At 64.8% G+C, this 24,781-nt stretch carries 25 protein-coding genes; 11 read left to right on the top strand and 14 right to left on the bottom strand.

The window, feature by feature from the left end:
* Positions 1–9 precede the first annotated feature (9 nt).
* Positions 10–1,272: an NAD(P)/FAD-dependent oxidoreductase gene (locus tag I6F09_RS16995; protein ID WP_225188566.1), complete on the bottom strand. Its 1,263-nt coding sequence runs from the start codon at positions 1,270–1,272 to the stop codon at positions 10–12.
* A 322-nt stretch (positions 1,273–1,594) separates the two neighbouring features.
* On the opposite strand from I6F09_RS16995, the gene I6F09_RS16990 reads away from it, so the two are divergent.
* A complete protein-coding gene (locus tag I6F09_RS16990) occupies positions 1,595–2,767 on the top strand; it encodes an ABC transporter substrate-binding protein (protein ID WP_225188565.1) in 1,173 nt (390 codons plus the stop codon).
* Positions 2,768–2,939: 172 nt separating this feature from the next.
* On the opposite strand, the gene I6F09_RS16985 is transcribed toward I6F09_RS16990, so the two are convergent.
* The 10 genes from I6F09_RS16985 to I6F09_RS16940 all read right to left on the bottom strand — a co-directional run bounded on the left by I6F09_RS16985 (position 2,940) and on the right by I6F09_RS16940 (position 13,118).
* Positions 2,940–4,811 (bottom strand): sugar phosphate isomerase/epimerase and 4-hydroxyphenylpyruvate domain-containing protein, encoded by a 1,872-nt coding sequence (locus tag I6F09_RS16985; protein ID WP_225188564.1) that lies wholly within the window; start codon positions 4,809–4,811, stop codon positions 2,940–2,942.
* On the bottom strand, positions 4,808–5,869 hold the full coding sequence (locus tag I6F09_RS16980; protein ID WP_225188563.1) for a Gfo/Idh/MocA family oxidoreductase: 1,062 nt from the start codon (positions 5,867–5,869) through the stop codon (positions 4,808–4,810). The genes I6F09_RS16985 and I6F09_RS16980 overlap by 4 nt, the downstream gene beginning before the upstream one ends.
* A complete protein-coding gene (locus I6F09_RS16975) occupies positions 5,866–6,603 on the bottom strand; it encodes an ABC transporter ATP-binding protein (RefSeq protein WP_225188562.1) in 738 nt (245 codons plus the stop codon). Before I6F09_RS16975 ends, I6F09_RS16980 begins: the two co-directional genes overlap by 4 nt.
* A gap of 9 nt (positions 6,604–6,612) precedes the next feature.
* Entirely contained in the window at positions 6,613–7,356 is a 744-nt protein-coding gene (locus I6F09_RS16970) for an ABC transporter ATP-binding protein (protein WP_036001814.1), read from the bottom strand.
* On the bottom strand, positions 7,353–8,351 hold the full coding sequence (locus I6F09_RS16965; protein ID WP_036020342.1) for a branched-chain amino acid ABC transporter permease: 999 nt from the start codon (positions 8,349–8,351) through the stop codon (positions 7,353–7,355). The genes I6F09_RS16970 and I6F09_RS16965 overlap by 4 nt, the downstream gene beginning before the upstream one ends.
* Complete coding sequence (locus tag I6F09_RS16960; protein ID WP_036042799.1) at positions 8,348–9,223, bottom strand: branched-chain amino acid ABC transporter permease; 876 nt, start codon at positions 9,221–9,223, stop codon at positions 8,348–8,350. The genes I6F09_RS16965 and I6F09_RS16960 overlap by 4 nt, the downstream gene beginning before the upstream one ends.
* Before the next feature lie 218 nt (positions 9,224–9,441).
* The gene (locus tag I6F09_RS16955; protein WP_036001805.1) at positions 9,442–10,572 is read right to left on the bottom strand and encodes an ABC transporter substrate-binding protein; all 1,131 of its coding nucleotides are present in this window, start codon (positions 10,570–10,572) and stop codon (positions 9,442–9,444) included.
* Between the two features lie 56 nt (positions 10,573–10,628).
* Complete coding sequence (locus tag I6F09_RS16950) at positions 10,629–11,504, bottom strand: shikimate dehydrogenase (protein ID WP_225188561.1); 876 nt, start codon at positions 11,502–11,504, stop codon at positions 10,629–10,631.
* Between the two features lie 131 nt (positions 11,505–11,635).
* Entirely contained in the window at positions 11,636–12,574 is a 939-nt protein-coding gene (locus I6F09_RS16945; RefSeq protein WP_036001799.1) for a LysR family transcriptional regulator, read from the bottom strand.
* Positions 12,575–12,941: 367 nt separating this feature from the next.
* A complete protein-coding gene (locus I6F09_RS16940) occupies positions 12,942–13,118 on the bottom strand; it encodes a hypothetical protein (RefSeq protein WP_036001797.1) in 177 nt (58 codons plus the stop codon).
* A 165-nt stretch (positions 13,119–13,283) separates the two neighbouring features.
* Between I6F09_RS16940 and I6F09_RS16935 the strand changes: the two genes are divergently transcribed.
* The 9 genes from I6F09_RS16935 (at position 13,284) to I6F09_RS16895 (ending at position 22,039) form a co-directional block, all read left to right on the top strand.
* Positions 13,284–14,012: a LuxR family transcriptional regulator gene (locus I6F09_RS16935; RefSeq protein WP_036001794.1), complete on the top strand. Its 729-nt coding sequence runs from the start codon at positions 13,284–13,286 to the stop codon at positions 14,010–14,012.
* A gap of 83 nt (positions 14,013–14,095) precedes the next feature.
* On the top strand, positions 14,096–14,755 hold the full coding sequence (locus tag I6F09_RS16930; RefSeq protein ID WP_036020350.1) for an acyl-homoserine-lactone synthase: 660 nt from the start codon (positions 14,096–14,098) through the stop codon (positions 14,753–14,755).
* A 1-nt stretch (position 14,756) separates the two neighbouring features.
* The gene (locus I6F09_RS16925; protein ID WP_036001783.1) at positions 14,757–14,975 is read left to right on the top strand and encodes a hypothetical protein; all 219 of its coding nucleotides are present in this window, start codon (positions 14,757–14,759) and stop codon (positions 14,973–14,975) included.
* A gap of 303 nt (positions 14,976–15,278) precedes the next feature.
* Entirely contained in the window at positions 15,279–16,196 is a 918-nt protein-coding gene (locus I6F09_RS16920; protein WP_036001780.1) for a branched-chain amino acid ABC transporter permease, read from the top strand.
* Entirely contained in the window at positions 16,193–17,137 is a 945-nt protein-coding gene (locus I6F09_RS16915) for a branched-chain amino acid ABC transporter permease (protein ID WP_036001776.1), read from the top strand. The genes I6F09_RS16920 and I6F09_RS16915 overlap by 4 nt, the downstream gene beginning before the upstream one ends.
* Complete coding sequence (locus I6F09_RS16910) at positions 17,130–17,897, top strand: ABC transporter ATP-binding protein (protein WP_036001772.1); 768 nt, start codon at positions 17,130–17,132, stop codon at positions 17,895–17,897. Before I6F09_RS16915 ends, I6F09_RS16910 begins: the two co-directional genes overlap by 8 nt.
* Complete coding sequence (locus tag I6F09_RS16905; protein ID WP_036001768.1) at positions 17,890–18,603, top strand: ABC transporter ATP-binding protein; 714 nt, start codon at positions 17,890–17,892, stop codon at positions 18,601–18,603. Before I6F09_RS16910 ends, I6F09_RS16905 begins: the two co-directional genes overlap by 8 nt.
* A 232-nt stretch (positions 18,604–18,835) precedes the next feature.
* Entirely contained in the window at positions 18,836–19,603 is a 768-nt protein-coding gene (locus tag I6F09_RS16900; RefSeq protein WP_225128460.1) for a helix-turn-helix transcriptional regulator, read from the top strand.
* 546 nt (positions 19,604–20,149) lie between these two features.
* Positions 20,150–22,039 carry a TonB-dependent siderophore receptor gene (locus I6F09_RS16895; RefSeq protein ID WP_346730117.1) on the top strand — a complete coding sequence of 630 codons (1,890 nt, stop codon included), beginning with the start codon at positions 20,150–20,152 and terminating at the stop codon, positions 22,037–22,039.
* Positions 22,040–22,070: 31 nt separating this feature from the next.
* On the opposite strand, the gene I6F09_RS16890 is transcribed toward I6F09_RS16895, so the two are convergent.
* The gene (locus I6F09_RS16890; protein ID WP_225188601.1) at positions 22,071–22,409 is read right to left on the bottom strand and encodes a hypothetical protein; all 339 of its coding nucleotides are present in this window, start codon (positions 22,407–22,409) and stop codon (positions 22,071–22,073) included.
* Between the two features lie 667 nt (positions 22,410–23,076).
* Here I6F09_RS16890 and I6F09_RS16885 point away from each other — a divergent pair.
* A complete protein-coding gene (locus tag I6F09_RS16885) occupies positions 23,077–23,409 on the top strand; it encodes a PRC-barrel domain-containing protein (protein WP_036001758.1) in 333 nt (110 codons plus the stop codon).
* A gap of 47 nt (positions 23,410–23,456) precedes the next feature.
* Here the strand turns inward: I6F09_RS16885 and I6F09_RS16880 are convergent, their stop codons facing one another.
* Together I6F09_RS16880 and I6F09_RS16875 are read right to left on the bottom strand one after the other, a co-directional pair.
* Positions 23,457–23,891: a VOC family protein gene (locus tag I6F09_RS16880; RefSeq protein ID WP_225113436.1), complete on the bottom strand. Its 435-nt coding sequence runs from the start codon at positions 23,889–23,891 to the stop codon at positions 23,457–23,459.
* A gap of 119 nt (positions 23,892–24,010) precedes the next feature.
* Positions 24,011–24,742: a helix-turn-helix domain-containing protein gene (locus I6F09_RS16875; RefSeq protein WP_225188559.1), complete on the bottom strand. Its 732-nt coding sequence runs from the start codon at positions 24,740–24,742 to the stop codon at positions 24,011–24,013.
* Positions 24,743–24,781 lie beyond the last annotated feature (39 nt).

Here is a 24,781-nt window from a genome sequence, read left to right as displayed (position 1 = left end):
GAAGTAAGACTACACCACCTTGCTCGACCCTTGCGTGATCAACCGCGCTGCGCGCTGGTCTCGCGCGTAGATCCACAGCCAGCTCAGCGCGACGCTGAGGCGGTGGCGCAGGCCGATCAGGAAGTAGATGTGGGCGATGCCCCAGATCCACCACGCGATGGTGCCGCGCAGCTTGATCTTGCCGAAATCGATGATTGCGAGCCGCTTGCCGATCTGCGCGAGGTTACCGGAATGCTTATAGCGGAACGGACCCGCTGCAGCGCCGCGCAGGCGCGCTTTGATGGTCTCCGCGACGTGACGGCCCTGCTGCTTGGCGGCCGGCGCGATGCCGGGCACCGGCTTGCCGTCCCAGGCGTTGATGCTGACGGTATCCCCGATCGCGAAGATCTCGGGATGGCCTGATATGGTGAGGTCGGCCTCGACCAGCACGCGCCCGGCGCGATCGTGCGCTGCGCCGAGCCATTCGGCAGCGGGCGAGGCGCGCACGCCGGCGGCCCAGATCCGTGTCTTGGCCTCGAGCAGTTTGCCGCCGAACACGACGCCCTCGCGATTGATCTCGGTGACGGCCTGCCCGAGCACGACCTCGACGCCGATCTTTTCCAGCGAGGCCTGCGCATAGGCTGATAGCTCGTCGGGAAAGCCGGCGAGCACGCGCTGGCCGGCCTCGATCAGCACGACGCGGGCCTTGTGCGTGTCGATGTTGCGGAAATCGGCGGGCAGGGTGTGATGCGCCATCTCGGCGATGGTGCCGGCGAGCTCGACGCCGGTCGGGCCGGCGCCGACGATCACGAAGGTCAGCCGTGCTGCGCGCCGCTTCGGATCGATCTCGCGCTCGGCGCGCTCGAACGCCACCAGGATGTGCCGGCGCAAGGTGGTCGCATCCTCCAGCGTCTTCAGGCCGGGCGCGAACTGCTCCCATTCATCGTGGCCGAAATAGGCGTGCCGCGCGCCCGTGGCCAGCACCAGCGTGTCGTAGGGCACCTCGCTGCCGTCGTCGATCAGCACGCAGCGTCGTTCGGCATCGACGCCGCTCACGGCGGCGAACAGCGTCGTCACCTCGCGCCGGTCGCGCATGAGATGACGGATCGGCCAGGCGATCTCGCTGGTTGCGAGCGAGGCGGTCGCGACCTGGTAAAGCAGGGGCTGGAACAGATGATGATTGCGGCGGTCGATCAGCGTGATCTCGACGGGAGCGCCCGCAAGCCGGTAAGTCGCCTCCAGCCCGCCGAAGCCGGCGCCGACGATGACGACGCGATGGGGATTTGCGGCCATGATTTAACCCTCGAATCTCGCTGCTGCTCGCCTTCATTTAAGTGCGGATTGGGCGCCGCGGTCCAATAGAGGTCATCAATCGTCGCATAGGCCTGATGTATCGATCCGGCTCGAAAAAGCGCCGCGGCCTCCCGGACCGGCCCTGGGCCGGCCTCGGCCGAGGTGAGTAGAATTATAATTCTTGCCATCTCCGATCGGGGCGAAATATGGTGCAGGGCGGGCGCTGAGCCATTGGCGGCGCGACAGATTTTGCGTTCAATAGAGACAGGCCTGGAGCGGCGATCACCCCGCTTCCAGGACCGATAATTAAGGAGGGAGTGTTATGAGGACGGCATTCTGGCTGGCGGGCGCAGCGGCGCTGGTGCTGGCAAATCAGGCATTCGCCGGAGACACCATCAAGATCGGTTTCGTCTCGACCTTCAGCGGCCCGACCGCCGTGATCGGCAACGACATGCGCAATTCCTTCGAGCTCGCGCTCGATCATCTCGGCCGCAAGATGGCCGGCAAGCCGGTCGAGGTGCTCTACGAGGACGACGGGCAGAAGCCCGACGTCGGCAAGCAGAAGACCGAGAAGCTGGTGCAGTCCGACAAGGTCGACTTCATCGTCGGCTATATCTGGTCGAACGTGCTGCTCGCCTCGCTCAAGACCGCGGTCGATTCGAAGACCTTCCTGATCTCGGCCAATGCCGGGCCGTCGCAGCTCGCGGGCGAGCTGTGCTCGCCTTACGTGTTCTCGACCTCCTGGCAGAACGACCAGACCCCGCAGGCGGTCGGCACCTATATGAACCAGAAGGGTGTCAAGTCGGTGTTCCTGATCGGCCCGAACTATGCCGCCGGCAAGGACATGCTGGCCGGCGTCAAGAGCACCTTCAAGGGTCAGGTCGTGGGTGAGGAATATACGGTGTGGCCGAGCCAGCTCGACTTCTCCGCCGAGCTCTCCAAGGCGCGTGCCTCCGGCGCCGAGTCGATCTTCGTGTTCTACCCGGGTGCTGCTGGCGTGCAATTTCTGAACCAATATGCACAGGCCGGGCTGAAGAGCACGATGCCGCTCTACACCGCCTTCACCATCGACGAGCTCTCGCTGCCGCTCCAGAAGGAGAATGCGCTCGGGGTGCCCGGCGCGCAGCAATGGGTCAACGACCTCCCCAACGAGCAGAACAAGCGCTTCGTGGCCGACTACCGCAAGAAGTACCCCGGCCTGCGCCCGACCTTCTACGGCGCGCAGTCCTATGACGCCGCGAACCTGATCAACAGCGCCGTCGTCGCCGTGAAGGGAGACACCTCCAAGAAGGACGAGATGAAGGCCGAGATGGAGAAGGCCAACTTCAAGTCGGTGCGCGGCGCGCTCAAGTTCGGCAACAACCACATCCCGATCCAGAACTTCTATCTGCAGGACGTGGTCAAGGATTCCGAAGGCCAGCTCGCCTTGAAGACCGTCGCCACCATCGTCGAGAACGACCAGGATCGCTTCCACGAGAAGTGCAAGATGAAGTGAGCCACAAGCGACGTAGCCCCTTCTCCCCTTGTGGGAGAAGGTGGCGCGAAGCGCCGGATGAGGGGTTCTCTCCCCTTGCAAGATTGTCCGTGAGGAGAGAGACCCCTCACCCGTCTCGCCGCTTTGCGGCGAGCCACCCTCTCCCGCAAGGGGAGAGGGGAAGCAGAATTGCCTACACCCTCGGCATGCTTGCCGGGCGCACCTCGCGCGCTTGCGCTGCGAGCCTGATGCCGGCGTTGGCCGCGCCAAAACCCTGATAATTCCTGCGTTCGACGATCTCGAAGAAGAAGCGCTCGTCGAAGATGTGGGTGTAGACCTGCAAGAACTCGCCGTCGCCCTCGCGGTCGTAGAGGATGTGGTTGGCGCGCAGCTGCGCCATCAGCTCGGGCGAAAGATCGTATTTGGCTTCGATGTCGTCGTAGTAATTGTCGGGGATGTCCAGGAAGCCCGCGCCGCGCTGGCGCATCGCGGCGACGGTCGCAAAAATATCCTGACACGCGAAGGCGACATGCTGCACGCCCGAGCCGAAGAACTCCGAGATGAAGCGTGCCGGCAGGGTGCGGTTGGCGGAGGAGCCGTTGAGCACGAAGCGCAGGCTCTGGTCGGCGTTGATGACGGCCTGGCTCTGCACGAGGCCTCTGGGGTCGGCGATCTCCATCTGCGGCAGGCGTTTCAGATCGAGAATGCCGGTGTAGAACAACAGCCAGGTCAGCATCTCGTCATAGGGCATCGACTGCGCGATGTGGTCGACGGCGACCAGCGCATCGGCGCTTGAATCGCTTGCAACAGGCTCGAAATCGGTGTCCCAGTTCTTGCCGGCCTGGTCGAGAAAATAGAGCAGGCTGCCGCCGACGCCATGGATCGCGGGAATCTCGAGTTCACCCGGTCCGACCGGCTGGTAGAAGGTGCGCGCCTTCAGCGTCTCGGCGCGCTGCATGGCGCGGCCGGCATCGTCGACGTCGAGCGCGATGGCGCAGACGCCGGGCCCGTGGGTGACATAGTGCGAATGCGCAAAGCCGTCGGTCTCGCAATTGATGACGAGCTCGACCTTGCCCTGCGACCAGCGCTCCACCGCCTTGCTGCGGTGCTGGCCCGTCTTGCGAAAACCGAGCTGCGAGAACAGGCGGCCAAGCTCGGCGGCCTTGCTCTCGTTGACGGCAAATTCGATGAAGCCGGTGCCGCGGCTCTTCGCCTTCGGGGCCAGCGCCTTGCCGGCGAAATTCGGCCAGTCCGGTGCGAGCTGGTCCTCCAGCAGGATCAGCGAGCGCAGGCCGTCGACCGCGGTCTGTGCGGCCGAGCCGGCGCGGAACTGGTCGTTGAAGATTTCCAGCGACAGCGGTCCGGCATAGCCGGTCGCTGCGATCGCCGCCATGAACGCGCCGACCGGCAGGTCGCCCTGGCCGGGGAAGGAGCGGAAGTGCCGGCTCAATGACAGGATGTCGAGCTCGAGCCTTGGCGCGTCGGAGAGCTGCACCAGAAAGATCTTGTCGCCGGGGATCGAGGCCATGGCGCGGGTCGGAAAGCCAGGTGCCAGCGCATGAAAGCTGTCGAGGATGACGCCAATCGCGGGATGATCGGCGCGGCGCACGATCTCCCAGGCGTCGCGGTAATCGTTGACGTGGCGGCCCCAGGCCAGCGCCTCATAGCCGACGCGCAAACGACGTTTCGCGGCGCGATCGCCAAGCTCGCGAAAATCGTCAGCCGCGCGGTCGATGCCGCCGAGCGCGGCGGGTGAGACGTTGGAGCAGATCAGCAACAGATCGGTGCCGAGCTCCTGCATCAGATCGAACTTCCGCTCCGCGCGGGCGAAGTTGCGCGCACGCTGCGGCTCCGGCATGCCCTCGAAATCGCGGAACGGCTGGAACGCACAGATCTCGAGATTGAGGTCCGTGCACATCTTCGCGATATCGCGTGGGCCGGCGCCGAACGACAGCAGGTCGTTCTCGAAGATTTCGACCGCATCGAAGCCCGCGGCGGCGATGGCGCGGAGCTTTTCGTCGAGGCTGCCTGAGAGGGAGACGGTGGCGATCGAGCGCTTGTTCATGCGGCCTGCTCCATGATCTGCCCCGGCGAGATCGTTTGCCCGGTACGCGCGGCCGCGCTGACGGCTTCGACGACGGCGAGCGTTCCCATCGCGTCCTCGACCGAGATCAGCGGCTGTTCACGGCCGGCAATCATTGCGCAGAAATGCCGGAGCTGCTCGACCAGCGGATCGAACGCGGGCGGCGCGATGGTCGCGCGCGACAGCGGCGCGTACCAGCCGGGCTGCTCTGTGTATGACCACAGCTCCATGTTCGGCACGGAGAGCGAACCCGCCGTCCCTGCGAAGATGTAGCAGGGCTGGTCCTCCTGCCTGGGATAGGCCGGGTTCTCGCCTGAGGAGAGCTCCCAGCTCCACGGCGCCGGTGTCGCATCCGACACGGTTACCGTGCCCAGCGCGCCGTTGGCGAAGCGCAGCAGCAGCGCGGCGGTGTCCTCGACCGCGAAGCCGCGCACCTTGTTCGAGGTCAGCGCCTGCACCTCGACGATCTCGCCGCAGATGAAGCGGAGATTGTCGATGTCGTGGATGAGATTGATCAGCAGTGGCCCGCCGCCTGCCTCACGCCGCCAGGCGACCTCGAAATAATCGTCGGGCTTCTTGAGGAGCCACAGCCCGACCACGGCCGTGAGCTGGCCGAGCTTTCGGTTCGTCACGGCCTCGCGGGCCGACTTGATGATGGGATTGTGCCGCCGATGATGGCCGACCAGCATCGGCACGCCGGTGCGTCTCACCGCCGCGCACAGGCGTTGCGCGGTGGCAACCGTCTCGGTCACCGGCTTCTCGATCAAAGCCGGCACGCCGGCTTCGGCGCAGTCGAGCGCCATCGGCAAGTGCAACGTGTTGGGCGACGCAATGATGAGGCCGTCGGGTTTCTCTTCGGCCAGCAGCGCGCGATGGTCCGCATAGCAGGGCACGCCATGCGCCCGCGCATATTCCTTCGCGGCGGGCGAGGGGTCTGCGATGCCGGCGAGCACGCAATCCTGGGAGGACTCGATCAACTCGATATGGCGACGGCCGATCAGGCCGGCGCCGGCCACGGCGATCCGCATTCTCGCGCTCATGCTGCACTCTCCTCCATGGCGCCGCCGAGGAAGAGCTGCCCGATGCGCGAATCGTTCAGAATGCGCCTGGCGTCATCGACCATGCGGGTCTGGCCAAGCTCCAGCACGATGCCGATGTCGGAGATCTCCAGCGCCGAGCGCGCGTTCTGCTCGATCATCAGGATGGTGACGCCGCGATCGCGCAAGCTCTTGAGGATGTCGAAGGTCTGCTGCACCATCAGCGGCGACAGACCGATCGAGGGCTCGTCGACCAGCACCAGCTTCGGCTCGAGCAGCAGCGAGCGGGCGATCTCGAGCTGCTTCTGCTCGCCGCCGGACAGCGTCGAGGCCTGCTGCGCGGACTTGCGCCGCAATGCGGGAAACAGGTCGAGCGCCGCCTCGATCCGCTTGGGCAGGTCGAGGCCCTTGTCGGCGGCGACGCCGCCGAGCTCGATATTGTGGCGCACCGACAGCTCGGGAAAGATGTTGCGGCCCTGCGGCACATAACAGATGCCGGCGTTGAGCAGCGCGCGCTGGCTCAAATTGGTGACGTCGCGGCCGGCGAAGCTGATCTTGCCTTCGCGCAGCTTGAGCAGGCCGAAGATGGCCTTGAATACCGTCGATTTGCCGGCGCCGTTCGGGCCGATGATCGTCGTGATCGTGGCTGACGGCACGGCAAACGTCGTGCCGTTCAAGATCGTCATCTTGCCGTAGCCGCCGACGAGATTGTGGACCGAGAGAATGGGATCGCTCATTACGCGCTCCTAATGTCCGAGATAGGCTTCGATCACGGCGGGGTTCTTGCGGACCTCGTCGGGCCGGCCCATCGCCAGCACCTTGCCTTCCGCCATCACCATCACGCGCGAGCACAGCGACATCACGAACTCCATGTTGTGCTCGATCACGACGAAGGTGGCGTTCTTCTCGCGGTTGATCGCGACCAGGCGCTCCTTGAGGTCCGCCAGCATCGACGGGTTGACGCCGCCGGCTGGCTCGTCGAGCAGCACCAGGCGCGAGCCGCCCATGAAGGCCATGGCGGCATCGAGCAGTTTTTGCTGACCATAAGAGAGACCCCCAGCCGGCTCGTCGGCGAGATGGTCGAGCTTGAAGAAGCCGATCATCTGGTTCGCGGCCTCCGTCAGCCCGGCATCGGATCGGCCGACCAGGCGCGAGGCCATGTTGCCCTGGTGCTCCTGTCCGGCGAGGATCAGGTTCTCGCGCACCGAGAGCTTTGGGAACACCTGCAACAGCTGGAAGGTGCGGCTGACCCCGAGCTTGTTGAGCTCGGAGGGACGCAGGCCCGTGACGACCTGTCCGTCGAGCTTGACTTCGCCGCCGGTCGGCGTGAGCTGGCCGAGGATGCAGTTGAACAGCGTGGACTTGCCGCAGCCGTTCGGCCCGATCAGGCCGAGGATCTCGCCCTCGCGCACGTCGAACGAGACCCCGTTGACGGCGTGGATGCCGCCAAAGCTCTTCTTGATGTCGGTGACTTCGAGGACCGCGCTCATTGCGCCGTCTCCAGGCGCGACTTTGCGACGGCGCGCAGCGCGGACGCCGCCTTGGTGCGGCGCTCGGCGAGATATCGGTCGAGGATTCCGAGAATGCCGGTCGGCGACCAGATCAGCAGCAGCATCACGGCGACGGCGTAGAGCATCAGGTAGTAGCCTTCCGTGAAGCGCAGCCATTCCGGCAGCAGCACCGCGATCATCGCTCCCAGGAACGGACCGAAATAGAAGCCGGCGCCGCCGACGATCACCATCAGCAGGAGGTCGAGCGAGAGCGACAGGTTGAACGGCACGGGATCGATATATTGCGTCAGCGGCGCATAGAGCGCTCCGGCGACGCCGCCGAGTGCCGAGCCGATCGCGAAGGCCATCAGCGTGTAGCGGCGGGTATCGACGCCGAGGGATTGCGCGCGCAACGGATTCTCGCGCAGCGCCATGAAGGCACGGCCCCAGGGCGAACGGATCAGCCACCACACCGCAAGCGAGACGATCGCGAGCGAGCCGAGGCAGACATAGTAGAACGGCAGCGGCTTGTTGGTCGCGATGCCGAAGATGTGCGGACGTGGGATGTTGGAGATGCCGTAGATGCCGCCGGTCAGCCAGCTCTCGTTGCGGAACACCAGGAAGGCCAGCGTGGAGAAGGCCAGCGTGACGAAGGCGAGGTAATGGTGCTGCACGCGCAGTGCGGGATAGCCGAGCACCCAGCCGATCGCAAAGCTCAAGACGATCGCCACCAGGATCGCCGCCGGCAGCGGCCAGCCATGTGTGGTCATGATCGCGGCGGCATAGGCGCCGATGCCGACGAAGGCGCCTTGGGCCAGCGAGACCTGGCCGGCATAGCCGAGCGTGAGATTGAGCCCCATGGCCGCGATGCTCATCACCGCCCATTGGCTCAGGATGAACAGGCCGTAGCGGTTGAAGTTCATGGGGACGATGATCAGCGCGGCGATGATGGCAAGGCCGAGCGCGATCTTCAGGGGTTTGGCGATGCCGCTCATACGGTGCGCTCCTCGGCACGGCCGAGCAAGCCCTGCGGCCGGAACAGGATGACGGCGATCAGGAACATCATCGGCACGGCGGCGCGATACTGCGTCGAGACATAGGCCGCCGCGAGATTGTCGAGCACGCCGATCAACAGGCCGCCGGCGATCGCGCCGCGCACCTGGTTGAAGCCGCCGACGATCGCGGCGATGAAGGCGGCCTGGCCCAGCACCTCGCCGGACGAAAATTTTGCGAGGTAGATCGGCGTGATCAGCAGCGAGGCCAGCGCGACCAGAAAGGCGTTGATCAGAAAGGTCAGCAGGATCATGCGCTCGACCGGGACGCCGATGATGCGGGCCACCGTCGGGTTCTGCGCCGCCGCCTGCATCTGGTGGCCGAGCGAGGTACGGCTCAGCAGCGTGGTCAGACCGAGAACGGCGAGGATGGCAACAGTGAGCACGCCGATGCTCTGCAGCGACACCGCATGGCCGAGGATGGAGATGTCGCCGGTCGGCACGATCGAGGGGAAGGGCGAAGCCTCCGCGCTGTAGAACTGCTTGACCGATTCCTTGATGCCGATCGCGAGCGCCATGGTCGCGATCGCCAGCGGTAGCACACCGTGACGCATCATCGGGTCCACCAGCAGCATCTTGAAGGCGAGCCCGAGCAGGATCAGCGAGAGCAGGATGCCGAGGATGATCGCGAGCCAGAACGGCGCGCCCACATGCATCGCGGCCAGCATCAGGAACGCCGGCAGCATCACGAACTCGCCTTGCGCGAAATTGATAGTCTGCGAGGTCTGCCACAGCAACGTGAAGCCGACCGCGACCAGCGCGTAGATGGCGCCGGTGGCGAGCCCCGCGACCAGTAGATCGAATAGGTTGGACATGTTCCCCTCTTTCCTCTCCCTCTCCCCGCTCTCTTTCTTCTCCCTCTCCCCGTACTTACGGGGAGAGGGTTGGGGTGAGGGGCTGTCTCCGCGTACTCGATTGTCACCGTCGTCGCGGAAGCAGCCCCTCACCCCGCCCTCTCCCCGCAAAGGGGCGGGGAGAGGGAGACGAAAGATCTCTCCCCGCGTAGAGCGGGGCGAGGGAGAAGGGCCACGCTTCACTTCACCTTGGGCAGCACCTGCTTCACCACCTGCTTGCCTTCGACCACCTCGACCAGGAAGCTCTGGCGGTCGATGTCGCCGGTGTCGCTGAAGGTGACGTCCATCAAAATGCCCGGCTCGTCCGCGGCCTTGATGGTGAGGCCGTGCAGCGTGTCGGCGAACTTCTTCGGGTCGACCTTGCCCATCTTTTCCGTGGTGGCCTTCACCATGTAGACGGCGAGGTAGCCCTTCAGGCCGTTATGATCGGGGACGTAATTGTACTTCTTGGAGAACTTCTCGCGGAACGCCTTGACCAGATCGACCGGCGCGTCGGTGGTGAGGCCGACATGGCCGCGCGCGCCGTTGGCGGCATCGCCCGCGAGCTCGATCACCTTCTGGCCGATCAGCGTGGTCTCGCCCATCAGCGGCGCGGTGACGCCCTGGCGCTTCAGCTCCTTCAGGATGCGCGCGCTCTCTTCCTCGTTCAGGTAGACGAACACGGCGTCGGGATTGGCGGCCTTGATCTTGCCGACGTCGGCGGCGAAGTCGGCCTGGCCCGCTTCGGTGGAGAGATCGGCGACGACCTTGGAGCCGAGCCGGTCGAGCTCCTTGACCACGACGTCGCGGCCACCGCGGCCGAAATCGTTGTTGACCCAGACCACCGCAACGGTCTTCGCCTTCATCTCGTCGTGGATGTACTTTGCGACCTTCGGCATTGAGGATTGCTGGCCGAAGGAGGTGCGGAACAGGAACTTGTTTCCTGTCTGCGTCAGCTCGGCGGCTTCGCCGCCCATGATCTGCGCGATGCCGGCTTCGGCCGCGAGCGGCGCGGTCACCTTCACCGAGCCGGAATAACCGGGCCCGAGCAGCACATAGGGCTCGGCGTCGAGCGCCTTCTGCACCTGGGCGCGCGCCACCCCGGGGTTGGACTGCGAGTCGGCGTGGCTGACCTCGAGCTTGCGGCCGAGCACGCCGCCCTTGGCGTTGATCTCCTCGATCGCGAGGTCGATGCCGTTCTTCCAGTTGGTGCCGACGGTAGCGCCGCCGCCCGAGAGCTCCGCGACATTGGCGAGCTTGATCGCCTGGGCAAAGGCGCCCGTTGCGGTCATGACGGTGAGCAATGCGCCCACCACTAGCGTTGATTTCATCGTCCTCTCCTCCCGTTTCAAATCTTGCAAGCGGCCTTGTATCCGGCCGCTTCGCCTCAAGCTGCCTGATAGGCGGCGCTGCGCGCTGCCATCACGGCGTCGAAAGCCTCTCCCATGATCTCGGTGGATGGGGCAAGGCCTGTGAACAATTCGAAGGCGTCGGCGGCCTGGTAGATCGCGAGGTCGCGGCCGGTCATGATCTTCGCGCCTTTCTCTCGCGCTGCGGCCAGCAGCGGCGTGATCAGCGGCGAATAGACGGCGTCGGCGACCCATAGGTCCGCCCTGAGCAGTCTCGCCGGCACCGGCGTGTCACGGTTCGGCAGCATGCCGACCGGCGTGCCGTTGACGAGACCGGTCGCACCCTCGAGCGCATCCTCGACGCTGGCGGCAACGCGGGCGCCGCGCGGGGCGAGCATGGCGGCCAGTTTCTCGGCGCGCGCCGGCTCGCTGTCGAAAATGCGGATGTCGGCCACGTTCAGGCTCGCCAGCGTAAACGCGATGGCCTTGCCGACGCCGCCGGCGCCGATCAGGGCGATGGCGTTGCCGGAGGGCGCCAGCAACGGCGTCACCGCCCGCGCGAAGCCCGTGGTGTCGGTGTTGTGGCCGGTCAGCCGGCCGTCCCTGACCACGACGGTGTTGACCGCGCCCATGCTGGCTGCGCCCGGCGCCAGCGCGTCGAGCAGCGGCACCACCGCTTCCTTGTAGGGGTAGGTGACATTGACGCCGGCAAAGCCGAGCCGCCGGACGCCCTCGAGCATCATGCGCAGTCCGGCCGCATCGGCCCCGGCGACCTCGATAAGCTGGTAATGGCCGCGCAGGCCGAGCGCTTCGGCGGCGCGCTCATGCATGGCGGGCGAGGCGGAATGCGCGATCGGGGCGCCGATCAGGCCGGTGAGGAGCTTCTTACTGGCGGCGTATCCGCGTTTCGACATGGTTCGCTATCGTCTCAAGGGAGCGTCCGGCCCCGGCCATTAGCGGGGAAATCCGTGCAATTCCAGCTGCGACGATAGCCTTTCCCCCGCCTAACACAATTACCCTTTTATCTGGCAAACCTAACATCATGTTATTTCCTCCGCCCGCGGGCAGGGGCGGTCTTGCCACTGCCGCGGGAGGGCTCGACCGCGCGCATCTCGGCGCGCAGGGCCTCGATGAAATACTCGGCATGCAGCGACAGCGGCGTGCCGCGCTTGACTGCGATGTAGGTGTCGAACCGCGTCGGCTCGGCGATCTTCAGAAGCTCGATGCCGGGATAGCCGCCATGGGCGACGGTGAACTGGTCGATGATGGCGATGCCGAGCCCCGCCTTCACCAGCGCGCAGACGGTGGTGCCGAAGCGCGCGCGGATCGTGATGTTGTAGTCGAGCCGGTGGCGCGCGAAGATCCCGGCCATGATGCGGCCGTAAGGATCGTTGGGATCGATGCCGATCAGCGGATAGCGCGTGATCTCGGCGGCGGAGACCTGCTTGCGGCCGGAGAGCTCGTGGCCGGGCGGCACGATGCAATAGAGCTCGCCCGAGGCGAGCGGCATGAAGTCGAGCCCGGAATGCTCGAGCCGATAGCTCATCGCCACGCATTCGCCGCGGCCGAGCATCAGGTAGTCGATGGCTTCCTCGAGCTTGAGGATGTTGATGTCGATGCCGAGATCGGGATAGCGGCGGCGGACGCGCTCGATCGCACGCGGCACCATCACCTGCGAGATGCTCGGCACCGAGCCGATGCGCAGCTCCGACAGGCCGCCGCGGCCGATCTTGGAGATGATCTCGGAGAGGTCGTCGACCTTCTTGTAGACGCCGTTGATCTGCTCAAAAATGTTCTCGGCTTCCGGCGTCGGGAAGTAGCGCCCGTTCTGGCGCTGGAAGAAGCGGATGCCGAGCGAGCGCTCGGTGTATTTGACGAGGCGGCTGATCCCCGGCGCCGAGACGTTGAGCAGCTTCGCCGCACCGCCGATGGTGCCCGTCACCATCACGGCACGGATCACTTCGACCTGGCGCAGCGTCATCATGGCCTTGAACTGTCCCTGGCATCGACAAGAGATCGCGGCGATCATCTCACGAGAGATGCGCTGTCATCCAGCGGCAAGTGTGCGCCGATGTGGCCGGAGGCTGGCGCTTTCCCTCTCCCCTTGTGGGAGAGGGTGGATCGCCGCAGAGCGGCGAGACGGGTGAGGGGTCTCTCTCCGCGACTTCAAATGGGAGTTGGATTCGCGGAGAGAGACCCTCATCCGGCGCTTCGCGCCACCTTCTCCCTCAAGGGGAGAAGGGAAGCCAAAATTCGCGGTCAGAGTGTTTCGACTAAAACCCGCGCGATCAGATGGAGAGGCGTCCTCGTGACGCGATCTGTTGCTCCGGCGTCGTCTTTGCAATGGCGTTCTAGCTCGCCGGCCCTTCCGGCGACACGCTCTCGGCCAGCTCCGCGCGCTCGCTCTGCAGCACCTCGCGCGCAAACTCGATGATCTTCTGCTTGTTCGCCGTTTCGCGGACGGCAAAAAACACGCGGTTCAATTCCAGGCCGAGCACGCTGTTGAGGGCGATGTCCTCGTCTTCCATCGTTGGCTTCCCGCTTCGGATGTTCTCAGGTGTATCGTGGCGTCAATTCTGCCACAAGTAGTTAAATCCTCAGAGCGCATGAGCACCGGGAAACTACGGCCACAGCGAATTGAGGCGGTCTGTGAATACGTGCTATACGGAAGCGCGAGGGTCAGGAAACGTACGATGTCCGCCGTAGACTATGGCCGGGAGGCGCTCGACTTCATCGAAGGCCTGCAGACCTACCGCAAGGTACCAGAGGCCATGAACGCGCTCGAAGCGGCGTTCGGTCGCTTCGGCTTCGAAACCATCATCGTGACGGGGTTGCCCAATCCCGATCAGCAGTTTGCGCAGATGGTGCTCGCCAAACGCTGGCCTGCGGGATGGTTCAGCCTCTACACCGAGAAAAACTACGATCGTTTCGATCCCGTGGTGCGGTTGTGCCGGCAGTCGGTCAATCCGTTCGAGTGGTCGGAAGCGCCCTATGATGCGGAACTCGAGCCGAATGCGGCCGAGGTGATGAACCGTGCCAGCGAGTTCCGCATGTCGCGCGGCTTCATCGTGCCGATCCACGGCCTCACCGGCTACGAGGCGGCGGTCTCGCTCGGCGGTGTCCATCTCGACCTCAATGCCCGCAGCAAGCCGGCGCTGCATCTGATGGCGATGTATGGCTTCGACCACATTCGCCGTCTGCTCGAGCCGATGCCGCATCCGTCGACGCGCCTCACGCCGCGCGAACGCGAGGTGATCGCCTGGGCTTCGCAGGGGAAGTCGGCCTGGGAAATCGGCGAGATCCTCCACATCACCCAGCGCACCGCCGAAGAGCATCTTGCAACTGCTGCGCGCAAGCTCGGCGCGGTCAACCGTACGCATGCGGTCGCGCTGGCGATTCGGAACAAGATCATCAATCCTTAAGCCGCCTTACTGGGAAATTTCCCAATACCGAAGCTGCGTCTTTTCGCAGAATCTCCCCCCATTGAGGATGAATGGGGGTTTTCATGATTCACGCAGTTTCCGCGGTAAATCGTCACCTTTATGAAGACGTAATCGAGCAGCATTTCCGGCTGCGTCACGACATCTTCGTCGAGGAGCGGCGCTGGGAGACGCTGCGCAGGCCGGATGGCCGTGAGATCGATTCCTACGACGACGAGGACACCGTCTACCTGCTGGCGCTGGAAGGCCGCCGCGTCGTGGGCGGTCATCGGCTCTATCCGACCACCAAGCCCTCGATGATGAGTGAGGTGTTTCCGCATCTGGCGGCGGTTCGCGGCTGGCCCGCCGATCCGCTAGTGTGGGAATGGTCGCGCTACTTCGTCGTGCGCGATCGCCGCGACGGCGCGCTCAACCTGCAACTGATGGCTGCGGTGCAGGAGTTCTGCCTCGACCAGGGAATCGCGCAGGTCAGCGCGATCATGGAGACCTGGTGGCTGCCGCGCTTCCACGAAGCCGGCTTCGTCGTGACGCCGCTCGGCCTACCGGCTCTGGTCGAGAACGCATGGACCATGGCGGCGACCATCGACATTCGTCGGGAGACGCTCGATGCCCTGCATCATCGGATCGGCACGGCTTCGGTCGTGCAGCAGGACGGCCCTCGTCTCGATGCCATCGCCCGTGCCAACCTCTGCGGTCATGTTGCCGCGCAACGAAAGAGCGCCTGAGATGTCGAACGTGATGCGGGACAGCCAGATCATGGCGCAAATGAAAGACGAGGATCTCGGCTACATGTCCGACATGGCGCTCGAACTGGCGCAAATGGCGGAGGACACCGGATTGACGACGCTCGCTTATCTGTTTCGGATGGCGGCCCTGGAGGCGTCGACGGCCAACAGCGTTCTCGCCGAGCCGGACGAGCTCCCCCGCCAGATGACGTCGCACTAGACGCAGCCCTGCTCGATTTTACGACGATCGTACCCTCTCACCGCCAGCCGGTGAGAGGGTGATGCCGTTTCGCTGCGGCAGGTTGCCTCATGCCGCGCGGCAGCCTTTTTGCATTGCGGGGCGCGTCCCGGCCGCACGTGCCGAGATGCAACAAAGTGCATGTTTGATGTCGAATCGCTCTTGCCTCGGAACGATACTGCCATTACCCATTTTTCGGCCTTGAAGAGGCAGGGGGAGCTCTTTCACTGATGGCGACAGTGTTCGAACATCGGCGCGCGTCTGTATGCGCCTGAAAGAGTCCTGATGCTGCTCGTCGTCGAACAATTCTTGAATGGGTTGCAGTTCGGTCTGCTGCTGTTCCTGCTCGCCGCGGGCCTGACGCTGGTGTTCGGGATCATGGATCTCGTCAACCTCGCGCACGGCTCGCTCTATATGATGGGCGCCTATTTCGCCGCCACCTTCGCGGCCTGGACCGGCAGCTTCCTGCTCGGCGCGCTGATGGCGTTGGGCGCGACGCTCGTGCTCGGCATCGTGCTGGAGGTGAGCGCGCTGCGGCATCTCTATGGCCGCGACCATCTCGACCACGTGCTCGCGACCTTCGGCCTGATCCTGTTCTTCAACGAAGCCGTGCGGCTGATCTGGGGCCCGGCGGGCCTGGCGTTGCCGCTGCCGGCCTGGCTCACCGTGCCGGTGCCGATCCTGCCCGGCATTCACTATCCCGCCTATCGCCTCGCCATCATTGGGGTAGCGCTGCTGGTCGCGCTGCTGCTCTATCTCGGCGTGATGCGCACCCGCATCGGCATGCTGATCCGGGCCGGCGCATCCAACCGCGAGATGATCGGCGCGCTCGGCATCAACATCAAGCTGCTCTACACGCTGGTGTTCGGCCTGGGCGCCGCACTCGCGGGCCTTGCCGGGCTGATGCAGGCGCCGATCCTGACCGTGCAGATCGGCATGGGCGAGAACATCCTGATCCTCGCTTTCGTCATCATCGTGATCGGCGGCATCGGTTCGATCCGCGGCGCTTTCCTCGCCGCGATCTTCGTCGGCATGATCGACACGCTCGGCCGCGCCTTCCTTCCGAACCTGCTCCGCCAGGTGCTGAGCGGCGCCGCCGCATCCACCGCCGCGCCCGCGCTGTCCTCCATGCTGATCTATCTGCTGATGGCGATCGTGCTGGTGGTGCGGCCGGAGGGGCTGTTTCCGGCCAATCGTCGATGAAGGGTTTGAGCGTGAGCAAGGCCGTCACGGCCCTGATGCTGGCGGGCCTCGTGCTGCTGCCGCTCTATTCGCAGCTGACCGGCAACGTCTTCATCCTGACGCTGTTCACCCGCATCATCATCCTGGCGCTGGCGGCTGCGAGCCTCAACCTCATCATGGGATTTGCGGGCCTGATGAGCTTTGGCCATGCCGCGTATCTCGGCATCGGCGGCTATGCCGTCGGCATGCTCGCGCAGGAAGGCGTTGGGTCCGGCTTCATCCAGTTTCCCGTCGCGATTGCGGCGTCGGCGATCTATGCGCTGGTGATCGGCGCGCTGTCGCTGCGCACCCGTGGCGTCTACTTCATCATGATCACGCTGGCCTTCGCTCAGATGGCCTACTATGTCGCCTCGGGCCTGGCTCGTTACGGCGGCGACGACGGCCTGACCATCTACACGCGCAGCGACTTCTCGGGCCTGATCGATCTCGGCAACCGCACGCAGTTCTATTATCTCTGCCTCGCCTGCCTTTTCGGCGTCATGCTCCTGATATGGCGCATCGTCAACTCGCGCTTCGGTCTTGTCGTGCAGGGCCTGCGTTCCAACGAGCAGCGCATGCAGGCCATCGGCTTCCCGGCCAAGCGTTACCAACTGGTCTGCTTCGTCATATCAGGCACGATGTGCGGCCTTGCCGGCGCGCTGCTCGCCAACAACACCGATTTCGTAAGCCCGGCCGTGATGTACTGGACCCGTTCCGGCGACCTCATGGTGATGGTGATCCTGGGCGGCATGGGCACGCTGTTCGGCCCGGTCATGGGTGCGGTGGTGTTCCTGCTGCTGGAAGAACTGCTGTCGCAGATCACCGAATATTGGGCGCTGATCCTGGGCCCGCTGCTGCTGCTCATCGTCCTGTTCGGCCGCGGCGGCATCATGGGCGCACTCGGGAGGGCTGGCCGTGGCTGAACCCTTGCTCCGCGTCGAAAAGCTGGTGCGCCGCTTCGGCGGAATCATCGCGACCGACAACGTCTCGCTCGACGTCGCATCCGGCGAGCTGCACGCCATCATCGGCCCGAACGGCGCCGGCAAGACCACGCTGATTAGCCAGCTCACCGGGCATCTCGAACCGCATTCCGGCAGCGTCTCGCTGGCGGGGCGCGACATCACCTATCTGCCGGCCTATCGCCGCTGCGCGTTGGGCCTGGCGCGTTCGTTCCAGATCACCTCGCTGCTGCTCGACTTCACCGCCGCGGACAATGTCGCGCTGGCGGCGCAGGCGCATGCCGGCACCTCGTTCCGATTCTTCGCCAATGCGCGGAAAGAGAAGGGTCTGCGCGATGCCGCCCAGGCGGCGCTCGATCGCGTCGGCCTCGGCCATCGCGCCGATATCGTGGTCTCCAGGCTCAGCCACGGCGAACGCCGCGAGCTGGAGCTCGCAGTCGCGCTCGCAAGTAAGCCGAAGCTGTTGCTACTCGACGAGCCGATGGCCGGCCTCGGCGTGACCGAATCCCAGCGCATGGTGAAGCTGCTCCAGGAGCTGCGGAAAGAGGTCTCGATCGTGCTGGTCGAGCACGACATGCCGGCGGTGTTCGCGCTGGCCGACCGCATCACGGTGCTGGTCTATGGCCGCGTCATCGCCTCCGGCGACCCGGCCGCGATCCGGGCCAATGAGGACGTCAAGCGCGCCTATCTCGGCGATCAGCATGTGGTGACGCATCATGGCTGACACGCTGCTCGAGGTCGACGGCATCGAGACCTGCTACGGCCTGTCCCAGGTGCTGTTCGGCCTGTCGCTGTCGATCAAGCCGGGCGAGATGGTCTCGCTGATGGGCCGCAACGGCATGGGCAAGACCACCACCATCCGCTCCATCATGGGCCTGACGCCGGCGCGCGCGGGCACCATTCGCTTCGCGGGCGCGGAGGTGCGGCAGCTTCCGTCCTACCGGATTGCGAAACTCGGTGTTGGTCTCGTGCCCGAGGGCCGGCAGATCTTTCCGAACCTCACCGTGCGCGAAAACCTGGTCGCGGCCGCGGCGGATCGCTTCAACAGCGATAATCCCTGGACGCTCGCCGCGATCTACGTGATGTTTCCGCGCCTCGCCGAACGCGCGTCCAACATGGGCAACCAGCTTTCCGGTGGCGAGCAGCAGATGCTCGCGATCGGCCGCGCGCTGATGACGAATCCGAAGCTCCTGATCCTGGACGAGGCGACCGAAGGCCTCGCGCCGCTGATCCGGCAGGAGATCTGGAATTGCCTGTCGCTACTCAAGAGCCGCGGACAGTCGATCCTGGTCGTCGACAAGAACGTCGACCATCTCGCCCGCATCTGCGATCGCCACTACATCATCGAGCGCGGCAAGACGGTGTGGAGCGGCACCTCCGACGAGCTGATGGCCGCGCCGGACCTGCAGCACAAATATCTGGGAATTTAAACGCGTTCGTCCCCTTCGTCGCGGCAATGCGAGCTACTCTTCGAGCAAATCCAAATTCGAAATCCTCCAAACAGCGCGCTGAGCTCTTGAGCGTGCCGCCGTCAGCCGTCAAAGAAGACGCGGCGTTGTGGATTCGATGCGGGACTTTTACGAGCAAATTGTCGGGTTGCCTGAGGACGACGTCGGTTCCGCACAGCGAGGAGCAGCCCAATGGCTGGATTATCCGGGCTGCGTGGTCGTCCAAGGTGAGTTCCGAGCCGACGCCGAGGGGCCTGCAATCGCAGCGCCGGGCTTGTTCATCTCGGTGGCGTTCGATGAAGCCGGTGCTGGCCCCGGCACTCTGACGCGCTCGATCGGCGAGAGGCGGATGGGGGTGATCGCGGTGCGCGAGTCCCTCGCCGTGAAGCGCTCAATGCGGTGCGCCATCGGCCTTGCGTTGCCCGGAGCATCCATCGATCAGCTCGGACTTGGCGCCGCGTTTCGGGCGCTGTTCAAGGACGAAGGATCTGGCGCCGTCGTCCTCTCGCTGGCCGCATCAGCGCGCGTGCGGGCCGTCGCGGCGGAAATGTTCTCGCCGCCGGTCGCCGGAAACGCGGCGCGATTGCTGATGTCGGCGCATGCCGCCGAGATCGTCGTCCATGCCTTGTTCGGCGAGTGCAGCCGGATCGCGGTCGATCCGGCAACAGACCTCCAGCGCATGCGCCTGCAATCGGTCAAGGAGCGGATGGATGCCGACCTCGGCTATCCCTGGAGCATCGACGAGCTGGCGCGGAACGCAGGCCTGAGCCGGCGATCTTTCAATCAGAAATTCCAGATCGCCTATGGCGAGAGCGCCATCGACTATCTGAGGGCGCGCCGGCTCGATACTGCACGAGCCCTTCTGATTCACCAGCGCCTGTCGGTCACCGAGGCGGCCTATCGGGTCGGCTATACTCATCCGGCGAACTTCGCGACGGCCTTTCGCAGGCGCTTCGGTCATTCGCCCAGTCGCTGCGAGTAACGGCAGCAGGCGATGCGCCGCCTCACGCCTCAGTCTTGAAAGCCTCCACGTGGACTCAAAGGCGATTTGCGCAGTCGCAAAGGCGTCGTGCGTCTCGATCTGATTACTCCCGGGTGGTCCAAAGACGGAGCTTGGGGAAGACAATGAGGCGTGGCGACGGACAGACGTTCGGTTGGGAACGGTTGATGAAGGCTGGTCTGGGGGCGGCCGGTCTGGGCGTGGTTTTGCAGGTGACACCGACCCTTGCACAGGTCTCCGGGACCAATTCGGGATCGACGGCCGCGTCATTGCCGCCCGTCACCGTGGAGGCGCCGAATCAGGTGCGCCCGCGCGCCGTGTCTGCCCAGCGCAATTCACCGTCGCAACGCCGGCCGTGTCGCGGCGCAACGCAATGCCGCCTCCAGGCAAGCCGCAAGCCAGGATGCGCGCGAGGCAGGTGGCGGTCGCGCCACGATATCGAGCGAGAACAGCTACGTTGCCAGCAGCAGCTCCGCCGGCACCAAGACGAACACGCCCCTGCTGGAGACGCCGCAGTCGATCTCGGTCGTGACGCGCAAGGAGCTCAACGACCGCGCCGTGCAGACGCTGACGCAGGCAGTCGGCTATGAGCCGGGCGTGCGCATCGATGCCTCGGGCTACGATCCGCGCTTCGACGCCATCTCGATCCGCGGCTTCGACATCACCTATAACGGCATCTATCTCGACGGCCTGCGTCTCGTCGGCGCTGGCCTTGGCGTGTTCAAGACGGAGCCCTATGGGGTCGACAGCATCACCGTGGTCCGCGGCCCGAGCTCGGCGCTCTACGGCCTCGGCTCGCCAGGCGGACTGATCGATCTGCAAAGCAAGCTGCCGACCAGCCAGCCTTTCCACGAGGTGCAGACGCTGTTCGGCGATCGCGAACGCGTTCAGGGCAATTTCGATTTTTCGGGGCCGATCGATCCCAACGGCCAATTCTCCTATCGGCTGACCGGCATGGTGCGAGACGCCGACGTGTTCGTACCGGGCGGCAAGGACAACCGCACCTATGTCGCTCCCGCCGTCACCTGGAGACCCGACCAATCGACAACCCTCACGCTTCTCGGCGCCTATCAGAAATCGAAGACGCCGGGCTCGATGTTCACCTATTCTTCGGGCATCGGGACGACGACGGACATCTTCACGGGCAGCCCGTCCTACAATTCGCTCGACCAGGAGCAGGGGCGCATCGGCTATCTGTTCGAGCACGCGTTCGACAACGCCGTGACCGTCCGCCAGAAATTCCGCTACGTCGATCTCGACGCCGTCACGCGCTATGTCGGCTTTCTCGGTGCTCCCGTCGGCAACGTCGTGTCGCGTTATACCGGCTACGTCCACGACACGCTGCAATCGGCCATCATGGACAACCAGGTCGAGGCGAAGCTCTCCACCGGCCCGGTGCAGCACACGCTTCTGGTCGGCACCGACTACACATCGTCGAAGTTCACCGACAAGCAGGGGTTCGGCTTCGGCGTGTCCGATCTCAATCTGGCTGCGCCGGTCTATGCGCCGGAATCCATTCCGGATCCCGCGATCTCCTCGTCCACGGCGCAGCGGCAAACCCAGTCCGGCGTCTACATTCAGGACCAGACCAAACTCGACCACTGGATCCTGACGCTGAGCGGCCGCAGCGACTGGGTCCGCACCACCGGCGAGGACCGGTTCGCGCTGACAAGACAGACGCAATCTGATCAGGCCTATAGTGGGCGGGCAGGCCTGACCTATGTGTTCGATTCCGGTGTGGCGCCCTACATCGCCTATTCGACGTCGTTTTTTCCCAATCTCGGCGTCGATCCCTCAGGCGCCTTCTTCAAGCCGACCACCGGCAAGCAGACCGAGATCGGCGTGAAGTATCAGCCGCCGGGGACGCGAAGCCTCATTACCGCTGCCGTGTTCGACCTGACGCAGGATGGCGGCCTGGTGACGACGGGCACCGGCGTGACGGTCCAGCGCGGCGAAATTCAAAGCCGCGGCTTCGAATTGCAGGGGCTTGCAAGCCTCGGCAATGGTTTCGACATCACCTCGTCCTACACCTATCTCGACATGGTCACCAAGCAGGCCGGCGACAGCGCGCTGGTCGGCAAGTTTCCGTCGGGCAATCCTCCGCACACCGTGACGCTGTGGGGCAATTACGCCCTGCCGCTGGCTGGTCCCTTCGCGGGCCTGAGCGTCGGTGCCGGCGCGCGCCACATGTCTTGGAGCTATGGCGACGACGCGAACACGTTCAAGAACAGCTCGGTGACCCTGGTCGATGCCGCGCTGAAATACGATTTCAGCCAGGCCGCAAAGGAGCTGAACGGCCTCACGTTCCAGGTCAACGCCAAGAACCTGTTCAATGTGCACTACACGACGTGTCAGGTCGGTTACTGCTACCGGGGCGCGCCGCTGACCGTCATCGCCACGCTCGGCTATCGCTGGTGAGCGGAGCTGCCGGGCGGACGTCGCCGGACAATTACCAATAGATCCCGTGGCGGTGCAGTTCGCGGATCACGCGGGCTTCGACAGATGGCTGCCGGCGTTTCGGCTTTGGCGCTTCGGTCGTCTTTGCCGGCGTCGTGCTTGATTGCACCGGAGCTGCGGCGGTCGGTGCCGTTGCGGCGGGTGCGGTCGGCGTCTGGACGTTTGCCGGTGACGCTTGCGTCGCCTGCGGCGGCACGGCGGCCGGCGCGGCCGGCTGCTCGGTGGCCGGTTGCTTCGAATCGGCCGCCGCCAGGCTGAGGCTCCGCGAGCCTCCGGCATGGGCCTGGCTTGCGAGCAGCGATATCGCGGCGATCAGGATCAGCTTGCGCATGGCAATCCCCGTCATCTGGTCAATCGATCTTACCCAATTCCCTTGGGCTTCATGGACCTAACGCGCGAGGCGGTGCGTGCCGATCTCGATCAGGGTGGTCCGGCAGGACAGGCGATAGATCAGGCTGAAAAGTTGACCCCACATGACCGAACTCCGTTGTTGATCAATGCAGAGAATCTAGACCGCCTGCCTTTCCGGCGTTTTTCGCCGGGTGAGGAAAATGGCTTCGTCCGGGGGCGGCGCGATGTCGTCGCAACAGTCCGGAAGAAGTCGCCTCACGCGGGCGTGAAGCAGCGCGCCGAGCGGGGCCGATCGGATTCCGATCAAGGCCGGTAGTTCTCCCGGGATGAAGCGCCCGCAGCGCGGCAGTAACGTGCGGGCGCCTCAGCCCCGGTTATTGTATGAGTTCCGATCGCCAAGACGATCCGCCGATCCTCATCTGCTCAAAATGCAGGCGGCCAATGAAGTTCCTGGCGACACTACCTGGAATAGTCACGCTGCCTGCGGAGCACGTTTATCATTGCGTCCAGTGCCGTCGCGTCGACACGATTCGGCTGAAGTGACGCTCTGGTGGCCGGGGCGGGCCGCTTACAGCAGTTGTAGCTGCTCCCGCCGCCGCGAAACCGGTGCTATAATATCGTGAACAGACGAGAACAGGGAGGACACCATGAACCACACCATGGTTCCCAGTGATCGCGTGGAGCACGTCGCCGTCTACGGACGCGACGGCACGAAGCTCGGCACGATCGAGCGGTTGATGCTCGACAAGATGAGCGGAACGGTTGCCTATGCCGTGATCAAGACCGGCGGGCTGCTCGGTACGCGTCACCATTATCCGCTGCAGTGGAGCGCGCTGAAATACGATCCAGCACGGCAGGCGTTCCAGACCGAGCAGACGCTGGACGAACTCAGCAGCGGCCCGTGCGAGTTCGATGGCGACGCGTTCGACTGGGGCGACCGCTCGCGGCCCTACCCGCATCCGCATTACTGGTCGGTCTAGCGAGCAAGACGGTTCGGCCGCGGAGCAGTATTTGACGCGAGCGCCCGCTATCCCGCGAGCGGCTGCTCGCCGACCTTGGGCCAATAGGTGCCGAAGCTCCAGAGCCCGCCCTCCGGATCGCGTGCGGCGAAATCGCGGCTGCCATAATCGGTCGTGTAGGGCTCCATCTCGATCTGCGCCCCGGCGGCTTTCACCTTTTGAAAGAGCGCGTCGGGATCCTCCACGGCCAGATAGACGGCATCCGTCCGCCGGCCGCCGATGTCGCCAACCAATTTGCCGTAGGCGTCGTCGCGATGCGCGCCCAGCATGAGGATCGACGATCCGAACGCCAGCTCGGCGTGAACGACCGTGCCCTCCTTGCGGTACACCACCCGTTCGGTGAAGCCGAGAACGTTCTTCAGCCAGGCGATCATCGCCTCGGCATCCCTACAGCGCATGGTGTGGTAGAGGCGCGGCGCTTCGTAGCCGTTCGGCTGGTTCATGACACTCTCCAGGTTCGGTGCAAGCTTGTTGCGAAGCCGACCCTAGTTCGGATCATGGCGGCCGGCTTGAACAAATGGGACCTGACCGTGCCTCGCGCCGTCTTGCCGCTGTTTTGGCGCTAGCCCCCGCCGTCCCGCATCAGGCGTGAATCGACGACATCGAGCCGCGCGGCCCATCCGGTCGGCGTCTCTCCGCTGAACATCCGGAAATCGCGAGCAAGATGTGCCTGGTCGGCATAGCCGGCGTCCGCGGCAATGGCCGCCCAGCCGCCTGCGCCATCCGTCCGGGCCAGGACGCAAGCGCGATGAAAGCGCAGCATCTGGGCCAGCGTCTTTGGCGGAGCGCCGATCTCGCGGTGGAAGCGGCGTGTGAGATGCTTGCGGCTCCAGCCGATGTCGGAGGCAATGTCGGCGATCCTGACCGCGCCCCCGCCTCGCCACAGCGTCTCCAGCGCGAAGGCGACCTCAGGCGAGGGCTCGTGTACGGCGCGGCGAAGCACGAAGTCTTCGACGATCTCGAATCGTCGCTGCCAGCCGGCCGCCTCGGCCACCCTGGCGCGGAGCTCCCTGCCGTGCCGTCCCAGAATGTCGTCGAGCCCGACGATCCGCGCGGTCAGATCGGGCACGGCGCCTCCGAAGAAGCGATACGCCCCGAGCGGCGTGAAATCGACCTGAACGCATTCGGCGCGCCCGTCGGATTCGATCACGACCGGCCCAGGAAACAGACCCGCTGCGAAACTCGGCCGCGCATCGGCGGTGTCCGGTCGGTGTCCGAGCGCAATGCGGAAGGGCGTTCCCAAATTCACCAGCAGAGGCAGTGCAAGCGGCGCGGCGTGGCGGAAGGCGGCCAAGCCGATCCCGCGCTCGCGGTAGAAGGAAATGCTGGAGAT

It is taken from the genome of Bradyrhizobium sp. IC3195 (genome assembly GCF_020193585.1).
Classification (GTDB): Bacteria; Pseudomonadota; Alphaproteobacteria; order Rhizobiales; family Xanthobacteraceae; genus Bradyrhizobium; species Bradyrhizobium yuanmingense.
The sequence above is the reverse complement of the archived record's forward strand: the minus strand, read 5'-3'. Positions and strand labels throughout refer to the sequence as shown.

What these genes read in the sequence shown, in the direction of transcription:
- I6F09_RS16995 (WP_225188566.1), bottom strand. Translation starts at nt 1,272, where the DNA reads ATGGCCGCAAATCCCCATCGCGTCGTCATCGTCGGCGCCGGCTTCGGC.
- I6F09_RS16990 (WP_225188565.1), top strand. Translation starts at nt 1,595, where the DNA reads ATGAGGACGGCATTCTGGCTGGCGGGCGCAGCGGCGCTGGTGCTGGCA.
- I6F09_RS16985 (WP_225188564.1), bottom strand. Translation starts at nt 4,811, where the DNA reads ATGAACAAGCGCTCGATCGCCACCGTCTCCCTCTCAGGCAGCCTCGAC.
- I6F09_RS16980 (WP_225188563.1), bottom strand. Translation starts at nt 5,869, where the DNA reads ATGAGCGCGAGAATGCGGATCGCCGTGGCCGGCGCCGGCCTGATCGGC.
- I6F09_RS16975 (WP_225188562.1), bottom strand. Translation starts at nt 6,603, where the DNA reads ATGAGCGATCCCATTCTCTCGGTCCACAATCTCGTCGGCGGCTACGGC.
- I6F09_RS16970 (WP_036001814.1), bottom strand. Translation starts at nt 7,356, where the DNA reads ATGAGCGCGGTCCTCGAAGTCACCGACATCAAGAAGAGCTTTGGCGGC.
- I6F09_RS16965 (WP_036020342.1), bottom strand. Translation starts at nt 8,351, where the DNA reads ATGAGCGGCATCGCCAAACCCCTGAAGATCGCGCTCGGCCTTGCCATC.
- I6F09_RS16960 (WP_036042799.1), bottom strand. Translation starts at nt 9,223, where the DNA reads ATGTCCAACCTATTCGATCTACTGGTCGCGGGGCTCGCCACCGGCGCC.
- I6F09_RS16955 (WP_036001805.1), bottom strand. Translation starts at nt 10,572, where the DNA reads ATGAAATCAACGCTAGTGGTGGGCGCATTGCTCACCGTCATGACCGCA.
- I6F09_RS16950 (WP_225188561.1), bottom strand. Translation starts at nt 11,504, where the DNA reads ATGTCGAAACGCGGATACGCCGCCAGTAAGAAGCTCCTCACCGGCCTG.
- I6F09_RS16945 (WP_036001799.1), bottom strand. Translation starts at nt 12,574, where the DNA reads ATGATGACGCTGCGCCAGGTCGAAGTGATCCGTGCCGTGATGGTGACG.
- I6F09_RS16940 (WP_036001797.1), bottom strand. Translation starts at nt 13,118, where the DNA reads ATGGAAGACGAGGACATCGCCCTCAACAGCGTGCTCGGCCTGGAATTG.
- I6F09_RS16935 (WP_036001794.1), top strand. Translation starts at nt 13,284, where the DNA reads ATGTCCGCCGTAGACTATGGCCGGGAGGCGCTCGACTTCATCGAAGGC.
- I6F09_RS16930 (WP_036020350.1), top strand. Translation starts at nt 14,096, where the DNA reads ATGATTCACGCAGTTTCCGCGGTAAATCGTCACCTTTATGAAGACGTA.
- I6F09_RS16925 (WP_036001783.1), top strand. Translation starts at nt 14,757, where the DNA reads ATGTCGAACGTGATGCGGGACAGCCAGATCATGGCGCAAATGAAAGAC.
- I6F09_RS16920 (WP_036001780.1), top strand. Translation starts at nt 15,279, where the DNA reads ATGCTGCTCGTCGTCGAACAATTCTTGAATGGGTTGCAGTTCGGTCTG.
- I6F09_RS16915 (WP_036001776.1), top strand. Translation starts at nt 16,193, where the DNA reads ATGAAGGGTTTGAGCGTGAGCAAGGCCGTCACGGCCCTGATGCTGGCG.
- I6F09_RS16905 (WP_036001768.1), top strand. Translation starts at nt 17,890, where the DNA reads ATGGCTGACACGCTGCTCGAGGTCGACGGCATCGAGACCTGCTACGGC.
- I6F09_RS16890 (WP_225188601.1), bottom strand. Translation starts at nt 22,409, where the DNA reads ATGCGCAAGCTGATCCTGATCGCCGCGATATCGCTGCTCGCAAGCCAG.
- I6F09_RS16885 (WP_036001758.1), top strand. Translation starts at nt 23,077, where the DNA reads ATGAACCACACCATGGTTCCCAGTGATCGCGTGGAGCACGTCGCCGTC.
- I6F09_RS16880 (WP_225113436.1), bottom strand. Translation starts at nt 23,891, where the DNA reads ATGAACCAGCCGAACGGCTACGAAGCGCCGCGCCTCTACCACACCATG.